Source organism: Paraburkholderia kirstenboschensis (assembly GCF_904848585.1).
GTDB classification, from domain to species: Bacteria; Pseudomonadota; Gammaproteobacteria; order Burkholderiales; family Burkholderiaceae; genus Paraburkholderia; species Paraburkholderia kirstenboschensis.
Genome location: NZ_CAJHCR010000002.1, coordinates 99,086 through 112,386 on the forward strand (window position 1 = coordinate 99,086; position 13,301 = coordinate 112,386).

Below are 13,301 nucleotides of genomic sequence, written 5' to 3' on the forward strand. Positions count from 1 at the left end.
TCAGACAATACAAACATGACCGCTCTCGACTTAAACACGGGCGCAACAGCACCCGTCACCGATGAAATCGACCTCGTTGATCTACCCGTTGCAGGAACGATCCCACAGGAACTTAACGGTGTATTGGTGCGCAATGGCCCAAACCCATTGCGTGGCCACTTCGAAGGAAACGATGTGTTGTCCTGGTGGCCGGAAGACGCGATGCTGCACGCGATCTCATTTCAGGAGGGGCGTGTGACGAGCTATCGCAACCGCTGGGCTCGCACACAGCGATGGGCGCGTGTGCACGCTCCGGATATCGCACGCTCTCTGCTCGATACGAATCCGAATGTCAACGTCCTCCATCATGCTGGCGAAATATTGGCGCTTGCTGAGGGAGGCGCCCCTCTCGCCATGACAGCTGAACTCGATTTCCTCGGGGCAACCCGTCGTCACATGGGACTGGCAGGAGGAATGACGGCCCATCCCAAAGTCGATCCGCAGACAGGCGAACTGATGGCATTTCGGGCTCACTGGGAAAGGCCGTGGTTGCGGTACGGGGTGACGGATTCGGAAGGAATGCAAAGAGTCGACATTGAAATCGACCTGTCGTCTCCGTCCATGATGCACGACATGGCGATTACCGCTACCTACAGTATCCTGCTTGATCTTAGCGTCACATATGATTTCTCGATGCTAGCCCGCGGTTATCGTATGCCATTGCGCTGGCACGACGATCGAAAATCAAGGCTCGGCGTCATCCCTCGTCACGGCGGCGAAATGCGCTGGTTCGACGTAACGCCCTGCTTCATCCTGCATGTGGTGAATGCCTACGACGCGAATGAATCGACTATTGTCCTGGATGCTGTTCGATACCCTGAGGGCTTCCGACTCGCGCGCAGCGGAGCAGGCTTCGAGGACAGCCCGCTCGGATTCCTATGGCGCTACGTCATTGACCTTGACAAGGGAACCGTGACCGAAAAACAGCTCGATGATGCCGGCATCGAGCTGCCTCGCATCAACGAAGGCAGAACAGGTCGTCCCTATCGGTATCTTTACGCTGCGGAGCAGCCAACAAACACAGAGATTCGCGGTGTTGTTCGCTACGACCTTGAGGGCGGTGCGAAGCAGCGATTTAGGGTTCCAGAAGGTGACCAGAATAGCGAGCCGATATTCGTGCCGCAGCCCACTGCCTCAGATGAAGATGACGGCTGGCTGCTCGTCTGCGTCTATCGCCGTGCAACCGATACCAGTGACCTGGTAATCCTTGACGGCCGGAATATCGCAAGTGATCCGATAGCTACGGTAAGGTTGCCCAGACGAATTCCAGCAGGCTTCCACGGAGCATGGCTCCCAAAAATCGGCTAAGCACGACGAAGAGGTACCGATACGGCGACGTGCGCTAGCCGATGATGCGTGAATCTGGAATGGCGCTGGAAACACTGCATAGGTGACGCGCAGGTCCGCTGTTCGGTCCGGTTTGCGACCATCGTGACCGACCGAGATCAGCCCTCGTCGGTGAGTTCTTTTTGGGAAGCGAATTTTCCGCTACACGCGGCGAGCACTCACGCTTAACCCGGTTTTCCGTTCCACTGCGCCTCAAACCCCTAAAGCACGACCCGCGCCGCGATTGACAACGATGCGAAGCATCGGGTTTTTCGAACCAAAACTTCGCGATTAACAGGTTTATCCGATTCCGGCATTGCCGCAGACTGGCTCACTTCAACACGGACATCGTCTACGAAAGGACCCGATCATGCGAACCTATCCGCGTAACAGCCCCCAGGCAGCAGCACGTATCGTCGCGCTGGCCCTCACTTCTGACGGCCATGTGTGCAGTTCCGAAGAACGCGTGTTGGAGAAACTGAACATCGCGGGCGAACTCGGCCTCGCGCCGGCGCAATTCGCGCACATCGTGCAGACGCTCTGCGAAGATCGCTCGATTGCGCAGATGTCGTCCGCGCCTCCAATGGGCCGCCTGGATGCGGCCATGCTTACGACACTCATTGACGAAATCGACGATCCCGTGTTGCGTCGCAAGATCATTCGTCTATGTGTTGCAGTAACGGTCGCAGACGACTATCTGGCCGACGGCGAGATTGCGTTGCTTGCTGCGGTGTTCAACGCATGGGGACATGACCTGCAACCGGCCTCGCGCCGCGCGGGGTTCACGTCGCCTGCGTTGCGCACTTATGGGCGCGCAGTGGCCACCACCTGAGAAGCCAGCGCGTGATGCTGGCCGCGGCGCGAGCGGATAGCGTGAATCTCTTCGATCACGCCGTCCGCGCGGCCAAGCCAGCGCAAGCCCCGCAGCAGCGACAGATCTTCCGCACCCAGTTCAGCGAGCGGAAATACGCCCAGGCCGCGCGCGGCGAACACCGCCATCAGCGCGCTGTCCTCGAATTCGCCGACGACGCGTGGCCGGATGCCCTGCGAATCGAACCAGCGGTCGATCCGCCCACGCAACGCGGCATGGCGCGTTGGCAGGAGCACTGGCAAGTCGGCAAGGCACTGCGGAAACCCCACGCGCGCCGATTTGCGCGCGATTTCAGCAGGGCCGTACCAGTCCACCGGCGAACCGACGAGCCGCTGGCTCAGCACACGCAGGTCGGAGTTGTGCGGCGCCGGCTGGCAAGCGAGCACGAGATCGAGCCGGTGCAGTGCAAGTTCGGATAACAACTGCGCGTGCTCGCCTTCGTGACACAAGAGCCTGAGCGACGGCGTGCCGAGCACCGGTGCGAGCAGCGCGTGCGCCGCCAGCTTCGACATACCGTCGGACAGGCCGACCGCCAACCGGGCCACGCCCTCTCCGCCCGCCTCGTGCATGTCATCGAGCAACGCCTCACCTAGCTGGAAAATCTGCTCTGCGCGACTAAACGCGGTCTCGCCGGCTTCCGTCATCGCGACGCCTCGGCCAGCGGGTTTGAGCAACTGCCGCCCAATCGACTTTTCAAGTTCACGCACCTGCGCGCTGATCGTCTGGACGGCCATATCGAGCCGCTCAGCCGCGCGCGCGAAGCCGCCCTCTTTCACGACGATCCAGAAATAGTACAAGTGACGGTAGTTGAGCATGTAGGTGGCCCGTAACGATGAACTTCGGAAAAACCGATCTATCGATCAGATTAACACTGGTTTATCCGATTCCCGCGCGCGGCGATCATGATCGCTATTCCACCGTTATTCAATCATAAGCAGACGAACACCATGGACACCCTCCTCACACTCGCTGCCGACCCTGCCGCGTGGGTTGCTCTCCTCACGCTGGTCGTGATGGAGATCGTGCTCGGCATCGACAACCTCATCTTCATCTCGATCCTCAGCAACAAGCTGCCTGAGGCACAGCGCGCGCGCACGCAGCGTCTTGGCATCATGCTCGCGCTAGGGCTGCGACTCGGGCTGCTCGGTACGGTTGCATGGATCGCGCAGTTGACCGCGCCCGCCATCACCGTGCTCGGCCACGCGTTCTCGTGGCGCGATCTGATTCTGCTCGGCGGTGGCCTCTTCCTCGTGTGGAAGGCAACGCGTGAAATGCATCACCACGTGGTTCACGCGGAAGAGGAACGCAGCAGCGCAGGCAGCACCGTTCAATTGACGGTGGCCGGCGCGATCGGCCAGATCCTGGTGCTCGATATCGTGTTTTCAGTAGACAGCATCATCACGGCTGTCGGCATGACGGATCACATGCCGATCATGTTTCTCGCCGTCATCAGCGCCGTCATGGCGATGCTGTTCGCTGCGCGCCCGCTGTCACGCTTCATCGACCGCAATCCGACCATTGTGACGCTCGCGCTGAGCTTTCTACTCGTGATCGGCATGACGCTGATTGCCGAGGGCTTTGGAACGCATGTGCCGAAGGCCTATATCTACGTGGCGATGGCATTCTCCGCGTTCGTCGAGGCGGTGAACATGCTGGTGCGCCGCGCGAAAACGAAACACGCGATGGTTACCGGCGAATGACTGGAATGGGCGGCGTGTCCAGTCGGGCGCCCGGCGTCTTTGTACTTGTACTTTAGAGGAGCGACACCATGAAATGCCCTGCTTGCAAGACGACCGACCTGCTGATGACCGAGCGCCGCTCGATCGAGGTCGACTATTGTCCCAACTGCCGCGGCGTGTGGCTGGACCGTGGCGAGCTCGACAAGCTGATCGCGCAAGACGCCGCAGACACCGACCTGCGCAGTGCGGCGCGGGCGAGCCGCGATGACCACCGGGATCGTGACCGTGCTTACGACACCGACCGCCGGTACGAAGATCATCGCTCGGGTTATCGAACGCACAAGAAGAAGCGCTCGATTTTCGACGTGTTCGATTTCGACTAAGCGTTCACGCCCGTGGGTACATGTATGGCTTCGACGTGGTGGCCGAATCAACGGGCCGCCGCGTATCAACGCATACCACCGCGCACCACCGCTACTCACGCTGCTATTTCGCCTTCCCCTCGGCTACATCGCCGCGCCGCGCGGCAATCGGCTCGATCACGCTGAAGAGCAGCAGCAGGCATAACAGCGCGGTGCCGACCATATAGAGGAACACGCTCGTCCAGCTGTACCTGTCGAGCAGAATGCCGACGACAAGCGGCGCGCATGCGCCACCAATCTGGCCCACGCAGTTCACGATGCCGAAGGCCGCCGGATACGTGGACTTCGTCGCGAGTCCCATCGGATACGCGGAATATCCTGCAAAGCCGATGCCGAGCATCAGGCCCGCGAGTATCAGCGCGACACCGAGATACGCGACGCTGTCGGGCGCGTCGATCAGCAAAAGCATCATCAGCATGGTGCCGAGCGCGCCGAGCATCATCATCGGCTTGCGGCGGCCGCCCAGCAAACGGTCGGAGATCACGCCGCCCAGCATGTTGCCGGCCACCGCGCCAATGAATGGCGCCGATGCGAGAAAGCCCATCTTTACCGAAGTAAAACCCTTGACGGTCACGAGATACGTCGGCATCCACGACATGAAGATATTGCTGATCCCGATCATGCAACCGTAGCCGATTGCGACACCCAGGATATTCCATGAGCCGAACACCTGCCGGATCGTCTCCAGTTGCGCAACACGCCTTGTACGATTGAACGCATCCAGATACGGAATATGCGCGACCTCGTTGCGCCGCGACGCGTGCGCGCCGTGGGCCTGGCGCGGCGTATCGTCGGCGATGTAGCGTTGCTCGGCCTCGGAACAGAAACGGTTTTCGCTCGGCGAGTTCGTCACCGTGAACATCCAGACTATGGCGAGCAGAATGCCTGGCACAGCGAACACATAGAAGATTTCTCGCCACCCCCACAACTGGATCACGACGATGCACACCGACGGTACGATCAACGGACCGAGCTTCGACGCCGCGATCCAGAGTCCCGTCGCCGTGCCCTTCTCTTTCGCGGGAAACCAGCGATTGATCACGTTCGTGCAGCCGATACCCAGCGGGCCTTCCGATAAACCCAGACCCACGCGGTATGCCTGCAACAGGAACACCGACGACGTGGTACCCATGAGGCCCGTAAACACCGACGTGAGAATCATGAAGATCGAAAACAGAAAGCCGGTGGTCTTTTCACTGAGCCGTTTATAAAGCAGGCCGACCGGTATCTGCACGAAGCCGTACGCAAACGAAAAGAGACTCACGATCAGTCCCGCCTGCGTGTTCGTAATGCCGTATTCCTTCTTCAGGTACGGCAAAGCAATGCCGAAATTGGCGCGATCTGCGCAGGCAATCGCCCAGATGCAGAAAATCAGCCCCATCACGATCCATCGGTGGCCGGTGCGCTTCTCCGCGACCGGCTGCGCTTTCGCGCCCGCGACGACACCCTCGGCATTGTTCATACCGGACCCCTCGCGGTGTTGCGTCGGGATGGGAGCGTAAAGGTAATGGGCGTGATACGGCGGCACGTTTTCACGTTTGTCTCCAATGTGCTTGAAACTTATTTTCCCTTCCCTGCTGGGAAGTGGGCGAAGGAATGCTCCTTCTGACGCTTTCGATTCTGGCCGCCGTGCCATACGCCGTCCAATCTTTTCTCGCTATTACTTGATGCCAGGATTGAATCGATAGCGCTCGCCCTTCACGCTTCGATCTGTGGATCAACTGATAGCGTTTTGGGATTGGACGTGGCAACCGAAAAAGCCCATCATCCGCCGACATTGCGACTCGATGCGTGCGCCCACTACGACGCCGCGACGATCGCCAACTACAACAAAGGAGCGCACGGAATGAAACCGAACATTCTGCAACTGAACCCGATTCTGATTCCCGCGATCAACGACACTCTCGCCTCGCTCTATACCGTGCACCGCCTGTTCGAACAGAGCGACAAGGACGCGTATATCCGCGAGCACGGGCAATCGATCAGAGGCGTGATCACCGGCGGCCATACGGGCATCGCAAACGACATGATTCAACTTTTGCCCGCATTGGAAGTGATTGCGGTGAACGGCGTGGGCACCGATGCGGTGGACCTCGAATTCGCGCGTTCGCGCGGCATTCCGGTCACCGCAACGTTCGGCGCCTTGACCGAGGATGTCGCCGACCTCGCCATCGGTTTGATGCTCGCGGTGTGCCGCGAAATCTGCGCAGGCAACCACTTCGTCAAATCGGGCAACTGGCAGAAGAATCCGCATCCGGGCGCATTGCCGTTGTCACACCGTCTGAGCGGCAAACGAGTAGGCATCGTCGGGATGGGTAAAGTCGGTCGCGCGATTGCGCAGCGCGCCACTGCATTCAATTGCCCCATCACGTACACCGACTTGCGCCGCATGGACGATATTGCGTATCCGTTCGTTGCCGATCTGCTGTCGCTCGCGCGCGGTTGCGACTTTCTGGTGCTGGCGGCCGCAGCCGACAAGGCGCAAGGCATCGTGAATGCCGCGGTGCTCGACGCGTTGGGCAAGCACGGCTATCTGATCAACGTGGCGCGCGGCAAGCTGGTGGTGGAAAGCGATCTGGTCGACGCGCTGCGTGGCGGCGTGATTGCAGGCGCGGGGCTCGACGTGTTCGTCGACGAACCGAATGTGCCGCCCGCGCTGTTCGAGATGGACCGTGTCGTGCTGCAGGCGCATCGCGCGAGCGCCACGGTCGAATCGCGCACGGCGATGGGGGAGATGGTGCTCGCAAGTCTCGCGCAGGCACTGGCCGGGCAACGTCCCGAGGGCAGCCTCACGACCTGATACAGAGGCTGTCCGAACATGTCCGGATCGAGCGCGAGCGTGCGCACCTATAATGACCGTCGACTTCCCCATCCATGTCGATACAAGAATGCTCGATCTCGGACAAGTGCGTTGTTTCGTTGCCGCGGCGACAGAACTGAACTTCAGACGCGCGGCCGCGCTGCTGAACATGACGCAGCCGCCGCTGAGCAGGCAGATCCAATTGCTCGAAGACAACCTGGGCGTAATGCTGTTCGAGCGCATTGGCCGCACGGTCAAGCTGACGACAGAAGGCCGCGTCTTTCTCGCGGACGCCACGCGTCTGCTCAATCTCGCGGAGCAGGCCGAAAGCACAGTACGGCGCGCGAGCAAGGGCAAAACCGGCCGCGTGCGTCTTGGCTTCACCGGCGCGGCCGGCTACGAACTGATTCCCGAGTTGCTGGTGGCGGCAGCCGACGTGCTGCCCGAGATCGACGTCGTATTGATCGAACTGGTCTCGGCCGCGCAGATCGAAGCGTTCGCCGCGAACACGATCGATCTCGGCTTTCTCCGGCCGTTGCCATCCAGGCAAAAGCTGGAGTTTCTTCTCGTCGATGAAGAGCCGTTGATCGTCGCGCTGCCGAAGCGGCACATGTTGTGTCAATTCGAGCAGATCGCATTGAAGCAACTCGACGAGCAGCCGTTCATCATGCATTCGCCCACGCAAGGCAAGTACTTTCACGACCGCATCATGGGCATGCTCGCGACTGAAGGCGTCAATCTGAACATTGCGCAGTACATCGATCAGACGCCTACCATTCTGTCTCTCGTGCGCGCGGGGCTGGGCGTCGCAATTTTGCCCGCGTCGGCGCAACGGTTCCATTACGACAACGTGGAATTCCGGTTTATTGCCCAACATTCGATTCAGGCTGAGATGAGCATGGCCTGGCGAGCGGATCAGGACAATCCGGCCGTCATTGCTTTCCGGTTGATGGCGGCGGAGTACTTTGCGCGCAAGGCGCGGGGCTGATTCTTCGGTCCATTCGCCCCACTCAGGGGCAACGCCAACAGACCATCGCGACATCCTGCAAAGTCCAACAGCCCGGCAGCCCCTAACTCCCAACGCATCAAACGAAAGGCAAAAAACAACCGTCAATAAGCAAACTTTCGATAATGCTCGGCACCCGGCGCAGTATCCAGTTCCTCGACCCGCGGCATATATCGCAACAACCGTTTGCCCCGCGCACTCAACCGATCGTAGACAGCCGCAGGTACGTCGATATGCACTTCAGGCCGGAAATACCAGCTTCTGCTGTAACCGATCACCACCATCGGACGCGGCACGTCGGTTTTGTTCGGCGTGCCGCGATGCAGCGCACGCACGTCGCGGATCATCACATCGCCGAGTTTCATTGGAATCGCCTGCAACGGCAAACGCCCTTCGCGCCACGCCTGCAACGCTTCCTCCGAGCGCATACGATGCGTGCCGAGCGTGGTCTCGAACGGACCGTTTTCCAGCGTGACGTCGCATAACGGGAAGTTCACCGCAAGCTGGAACGAAGGCGTTTCCGGCTCGCCGTCGAAAAGCGCTGGCGTGTCACGGTGTACGTCCTGATACGTGGAGCCATTGAGCGGCGTGTCGGTGGCGAGTTGGCACATAACCGGATCGTCGCCGGCCACGCGCTCGACTATCGCGAGCACGTCCGCATCGCAAAAGATCGTCTCGTCGGCAAAGACGCCGGTAAACGGCAGCGTGATGTAGTGCCGGTTTTCACCGCGTACGGCCGTCGCTTTCGATGCAAGCCGCTCGTCGAGCAGCGGTTTGAAAGCCTCGGCCCATGCGCTGAGCTTCTCCGCCGGAAAATGGTTTCTCAATACCACCATTCCGTCGCGTTCGAAGGCCGCGGCGAACTCGTCAAGCTGTTCTTCTGAATAGCGTCCCACTTTTGTCTCCGTGATTTTTTGTGCGGACTTCAAATGTACCGCGTCGTCGACGCGCTGTCTCGAGCGTTAAAAAAATCGCCCTGCGAACGTGCCGGCGAAGAGGTCCCGGACATACGTCCGCCGCCATGCAAGCTTCGCTGTCGCCAAACGGTCGCATCACGTGACGGGATAAGAAACGCAGCGACGAGGCCTCGCGATCGCGATGAAATCCAGTATGCTGGGTGCTTCCGCCTTCCGGCCCAGATGAATTTCGCTCTTCGCCATGAACCTTTCCTTTGAAGTTCTCCAGGTACTCGACGCCGTCGATCGAACCGGCACTTTTGCAAGCGCCGCCGAAACGCTGCATAAGGTGCCTTCGTCGCTTACGTATCTGGTACAGAAGCTCGAACTCGATCTTGGCGTCAAGCTGTTCGACCGCAGCGGCCGGCGCGCCACCCTCACGCATGCGGGGCGCGTGGTCGTCGAGGAAGGCCGCCGTCTGCTGGCGGCGGCGGAAGACCTGGAATGCAAGGCAAAGCGCATTGAGCAAGGTTGGGAGTCGGACGTCTACGTGGCCGTCGACGAAATCATCCCGTTCGCGATGCTGTGGGACCACGTCGACGAGTTTTACGGCCTTAAGCTCGACACGCGCCTGCATCTGTCCAAAGAAGTGCTGGGCGGTTCGTGGGATGCGCTGCTCACACGCCGCGCCGATCTGATTGTCGGCGCCGCGGGCGATCCCCCGCCGATCCCGAATCTCGTCGCCAAGCCCATCGGCTCGCTGCGGCACGTGTTCGTGGTGGCGCCGCAGCACCCGCTTGCGTCGTTGCCCGGACCGCTGACGCTGGATGTAGTCGCACGTCATCGCGCGGTGGCGATTGGCGATACATCGCGTAATCTCGCGCCGCGCACCATTGCGCTTGCGAGTAATCAGGAAGTGCTGACCGTGCCCACGATCGAAACGAAGCTCGCCGCGCAATTGCGCGGGCTCGCAGCGGGCACGATTCCCGAGTGCCTCGCCATCGACGCGCTCAGGCGCGGCGAACTCGTCAGAAAAGAAGTGCTCGGCATGCGTGACGTCACGCACTTTTATCTGGCGTGGCGCGACGACGAGACGGGTAAAGCACTGCGCTGGTGGGTCGAGCGGCTGGATCAGCCGGACCTGATCGACAAAGCCGTGCAACAGCAGATGCTGCAGACGCAGGTGAATGCGTGACATGGCGAAAGCCCCATGCAACGCAGCGCAATCCAATGGCTCAACGCAAAGCTAGCGGCCTTCGCTGACTTTCTGCCGCGTACGCTTCGGCAGACGCGGGCTCACATCGCCCTGCCTATCCGCGCACGGCGGGACAACCCGGGCCGCAACTCTCGCGGCATCGAGCAATCGCTGCGCAGCTTTGAAGTCCTCGAGATCACGCCCTTGGCTCAGCCTCGCGCACGCGGACTCGACAAGGCGCACCGCATCGGCAGCACGCCCTTGCGCACACCACAACTGGCCGAGACTCGTCGCGGCGCGCAATTGCAATGACCGGCAACCTTGCGCGAGCGACTCCTCCATCGCGGCGGTCAGGCACGCCTGCGCATCCGTGACGACATCGCCAACTGGCAGCGAGCCCGCGGCTCCGAGCAAAAGCAGCTCTCCGTGCGCGCGCCGCAGTTCGACCACATACCAGTGATCGCCGCTTTCGTCGCACTGTGCCAATGCTCGCGTCACCGCCGCGATTGCCTCGTCGCGCCGCCCCGCGCGGCCCAACGCAAGACCGTACTGCGCGACGAGCATCGCGCGTTGAGCACCGTATTCCAGTGCGTCGAGTTCGTCCAGGGCGGCGCGAAACGCATTCAGCCGCTCGGGGCTCACGTCGTCGAGCGAGCGCAGATACTCGTCGAAACAACGGCCGCACGCCTGCGATACACCGAGACCCGTACGAGCCGACACATCGCGCAGCAACGCAATTGCCTCAGCCGCGCGCCCGCGTTTGCCCGACAGCAGCGCAAGCGGAATCTCCGCTTCGACCAGCACATAGCAGGTGACGATCGCCTGGTCCTGCGCACAGGCGCTCGCGACGCAGGCTTCGGACAAATCGAGCGCCTCGTCCCGCGAGCCCTGGAACCACAGCAGACGCGCAAGCGTGGCGCGCCCCACCACGCCCTGATCGATCGACTGCCCGAGCGGCAAGCCGTGCTGCAGCGTGTCCGTATGCCGAAGAAACCGTTCGAGCGACACACGCGCCTGTTGCTGATCGCCCGCATAGTGCGACGCAATGCCGAGGAGGCGCGAAGCAAGAATGTCGTTGCTTGCGTCGCCCGTCTGCGCCGCGAGCGACGCGAATCGATGCGCGAACGCAAGTGCATTACGCGCCGCGCCTGAAGACTGGCTCGCGTTCCACATACCCCACAACGCGCGCGCTTCGAATGCGTGGTCGCCGAGCGCGATCGCCAGCGCGAGGACCTCGGCCCAGAGCGCGAGCGTTTCGCGATTCGGTCCATTGACATAAACGAGCGCCGCACCGAGCGCGGCGAGCAGTTGCATGCGAACTCGCAGATGCCGCGTTGAGCCCGAACCGCCATGCGTTTGCGCAACGCTGTCGAGCGCGCGCCGCGCCCACGCGCAGCATTCGTCCACGAGTGACAGCTCGTACAGCAGTGCGACCACTTTGACCGCGAGCTTTTCTCCGAGCGCGTCGTCGCCCTTCGACGAAAGCGCCCAGCCGAGCGCCGCGCGCAGATCGTCGAGCCATTCGCGCATGCGCGAATGCCAACGGTCGGCGTCGGCCTCCGCGGAGCGCGCTTCGGCCGACATGTAGCGCTCCAGCAAGCCCGTGAAATAGCGCGCGTGATTGAGCGTGACCGCGCGCCGCTCGCCGTTGTCGTCGAGCTTTTGCAGTGCGTAGGCGCGGGTGGTTTCGAGCAGCCGGTAGCTCGCCCGGCCGCGCTCCACGTTGGCGACGACCAGCGACTTTTCGACGAGACCCGACAGCGCCGCGATCACCTCTGGTTCCTGCAAGCCGATGTCCGTCACGACGCTGATGGCCGCGTCCATCGAAAAGCTGTTGACGAAAATGCCGAGCCTGCGCAGCGTTGCGCGCTCCGCGTCGTCGAGCAGGCCGTGGCTCCAGTCGAGTGTGGCCTTCAACGTCTGATGCCGCGGCAGCGCCGTACGATTGCCGCCCGTGAGCATGTTGAAGCGGTCGTCGAGATGATCCGCCAACGTTTCTATGCCAAGTATCGCCGCGCGGGCCGCCGCCAGTTCGATTGCGAGCGGTATGCCGTCCAGCCGGCGGCATACCGTGCCGGTCAGGTGGATGCTTCGCTCGTCGGACGATAAGCGTGCGTCCATCGCGCGGGCGCGCGACATGAACAGCTGCACGGCGCTGCACTGAAGCACGTGCTGACCTTGATCGTCGTGCGCGGGAACCTCGAGCGAGGCGACCCAATACAAATGCTCTTCGGCGACGCGCAGCGGCTCGCGGCTCGTTGCGAGAACACGTACGCCAGGGCCCGCATTGAGCAGCGCCTCGGCGAGTTCCGCAGCCGGCCCAAGCACATGCTCGCAGTTGTCGAGTACGCACAACACGCGCCGTTCGCCCCACTCCCGGCTGACCCGCGTAAGCGTGAGCGGGCCGCTCGCCTTGTTCACGCCGACGCTCGCGGCGAACATCGCCAGTACGCTGTTTGCATCCGACGTGGACGCGAGCGAGACCAGATAGACGCCGTCCGGATAATGATCGAGCAGACCGCGCGCGACTTCGACCGCGAGGCGCGTTTTGCCGATGCCGCCCGCGCCGAGAAGCGTGACATGCCGCGCCAATGCGAGCGTGCACGCGACATCGCGCAACGCGCCGTCACGGCCGATCAGCGGCGAAAAACTCGCGGGCAGATTGTGCGGCACCTGAGCCGCGGAACGAACCTGCCGCTCATCGTCCACGCGGGGATCGTGTTGATCGACGCCGTTGACGGGCGGCAGCGGCGACTGCCTTGCGACGAGCCTGTAGCCCCTTCCCGACACGGTCTGAATGAGTCCGCGGCTTTCGCCGAGCGCCTTGCGCAGCGCGGACATATGAACCTGAAGATTGTTCTCTTCAACGATGGTGTCGGGCCACACCTCTTTCAACATGTCGTTCTTCGATACGAGCTCGCCCTTCGCGGCGATCAGCACGGCCAGCATGTCGAACGCACGGCTGCCGATGCGCACGGGTTGTCCGTCGAGAAGCAGTTCCCGACTGGCAAGGTCCACTTGAAGAGGGCCGATGCGAATCATGAGGCGGTATCCAGGACGCAACCGG

General features: G+C 61.6%; 11 protein-coding genes. 7 read left to right on the plus strand and 4 right to left on the minus strand.

The features are described from left to right. Nucleotides 1-15 precede the first annotated feature (15 nt). Nucleotides 16-1,347, plus strand: a complete 1,332-nt coding sequence (locus JMY24_RS07140; RefSeq protein WP_128597733.1) for a carotenoid oxygenase family protein — start codon at nt 16-18, stop codon at nt 1,345-1,347. A 388-nt stretch (nt 1,348-1,735) separates the two neighbouring features. Next, entirely contained in the window at nt 1,736-2,197 is a 462-nt protein-coding gene (locus tag JMY24_RS07145) for a tellurite resistance TerB family protein (protein ID WP_128597734.1), read from the plus strand. Here JMY24_RS07145 and JMY24_RS07150 read toward each other — a convergent pair. After that, nucleotides 2,170-3,051, minus strand: a complete 882-nt coding sequence (locus JMY24_RS07150; RefSeq protein ID WP_128597735.1) for a LysR family transcriptional regulator — start codon at nt 3,049-3,051, stop codon at nt 2,170-2,172. The two genes, JMY24_RS07145 and JMY24_RS07150, sit on opposite strands and share 28 nt — an antisense overlap. 132 nt (nt 3,052-3,183) lie before the next feature. On the opposite strand from JMY24_RS07150, the gene JMY24_RS07155 reads away from it, so the two are divergent. Next, nucleotides 3,184-3,936: a TerC family protein gene (locus JMY24_RS07155; protein ID WP_128597736.1), complete on the plus strand. Its 753-nt coding sequence runs from the start codon at nt 3,184-3,186 to the stop codon at nt 3,934-3,936. A 68-nt stretch (nt 3,937-4,004) separates the two neighbouring features. Beyond that, complete coding sequence (locus JMY24_RS07160) at nt 4,005-4,298, plus strand: TFIIB-type zinc ribbon-containing protein (RefSeq protein WP_128597737.1); 294 nt, start codon at nt 4,005-4,007, stop codon at nt 4,296-4,298. Nucleotides 4,299-4,401: 103 nt separating this feature from the next. Here JMY24_RS07160 and JMY24_RS07165 read toward each other — a convergent pair whose 3' ends face one another. After that, nucleotides 4,402-5,799 carry an MFS transporter gene (locus tag JMY24_RS07165; protein ID WP_201701676.1) on the minus strand — a complete coding sequence of 466 codons (1,398 nt, stop codon included), beginning with the start codon at nt 5,797-5,799 and terminating at the stop codon, nt 4,402-4,404. A gap of 384 nt (nt 5,800-6,183) precedes the next feature. Between JMY24_RS07165 and JMY24_RS07170 the strand changes: the two genes are divergently transcribed. Together JMY24_RS07170 and JMY24_RS07175 are read left to right on the plus strand one after the other, a co-directional pair. Beyond that, on the plus strand, nt 6,184-7,137 hold the full coding sequence (locus tag JMY24_RS07170; RefSeq protein WP_128597743.1) for a 2-hydroxyacid dehydrogenase: 954 nt from the start codon (nt 6,184-6,186) through the stop codon (nt 7,135-7,137). 88 nt (nt 7,138-7,225) lie between these two features. Then, nucleotides 7,226-8,125: a LysR family transcriptional regulator gene (locus JMY24_RS07175; RefSeq protein ID WP_201701934.1), complete on the plus strand. Its 900-nt coding sequence runs from the start codon at nt 7,226-7,228 to the stop codon at nt 8,123-8,125. A 122-nt stretch (nt 8,126-8,247) separates the two neighbouring features. Here JMY24_RS07175 and JMY24_RS07180 read toward each other — a convergent pair whose 3' ends face one another. After that, entirely contained in the window at nt 8,248-9,039 is a 792-nt protein-coding gene (locus JMY24_RS07180; RefSeq protein WP_128597738.1) for a phytanoyl-CoA dioxygenase family protein, read from the minus strand. A gap of 262 nt (nt 9,040-9,301) precedes the next feature. Here JMY24_RS07180 and JMY24_RS07185 point away from each other — a divergent pair, with 262 nt between their 5' ends. Next, a complete protein-coding gene (locus tag JMY24_RS07185; RefSeq protein ID WP_128597739.1) occupies nt 9,302-10,234 on the plus strand; it encodes a LysR family transcriptional regulator in 933 nt (310 codons plus the stop codon). Between the two features lie 51 nt (nt 10,235-10,285). Here JMY24_RS07185 and JMY24_RS07190 read toward each other — a convergent pair whose 3' ends face one another. Then, nucleotides 10,286-13,276 carry a winged helix-turn-helix domain-containing protein gene (locus tag JMY24_RS07190; RefSeq protein ID WP_128597740.1) on the minus strand — a complete coding sequence of 997 codons (2,991 nt, stop codon included), beginning with the start codon at nt 13,274-13,276 and terminating at the stop codon, nt 10,286-10,288. Nucleotides 13,277-13,301 lie beyond the last annotated feature (25 nt).

Bases quoted from the DNA above. Each gene is read 5' to 3' on its own strand.
- JMY24_RS07170 (WP_128597743.1), top strand. From the start codon at position 6,184: ATGAAACCGAACATTCTGCAACTGAACCCGATTCTGATTCCCGCGATC.
- JMY24_RS07185 (WP_128597739.1), top strand. From the start codon at position 9,302: ATGAACCTTTCCTTTGAAGTTCTCCAGGTACTCGACGCCGTCGATCGA.
- JMY24_RS07165 (WP_201701676.1), bottom strand. From the start codon at position 5,799: ATGAACAATGCCGAGGGTGTCGTCGCGGGCGCGAAAGCGCAGCCGGTC.
- JMY24_RS07150 (WP_128597735.1), bottom strand. From the start codon at position 3,051: ATGCTCAACTACCGTCACTTGTACTATTTCTGGATCGTCGTGAAAGAG.
- JMY24_RS07160 (WP_128597737.1), top strand. From the start codon at position 4,005: ATGAAATGCCCTGCTTGCAAGACGACCGACCTGCTGATGACCGAGCGC.
- JMY24_RS07190 (WP_128597740.1), bottom strand. From the start codon at position 13,276: ATGATTCGCATCGGCCCTCTTCAAGTGGACCTTGCCAGTCGGGAACTG.
- JMY24_RS07145 (WP_128597734.1), top strand. From the start codon at position 1,736: ATGCGAACCTATCCGCGTAACAGCCCCCAGGCAGCAGCACGTATCGTC.
- JMY24_RS07155 (WP_128597736.1), top strand. From the start codon at position 3,184: ATGGACACCCTCCTCACACTCGCTGCCGACCCTGCCGCGTGGGTTGCT.
- JMY24_RS07140 (WP_128597733.1), top strand. From the start codon at position 16: ATGACCGCTCTCGACTTAAACACGGGCGCAACAGCACCCGTCACCGAT.
- JMY24_RS07175 (WP_201701934.1), top strand. From the start codon at position 7,226: ATGCTCGATCTCGGACAAGTGCGTTGTTTCGTTGCCGCGGCGACAGAA.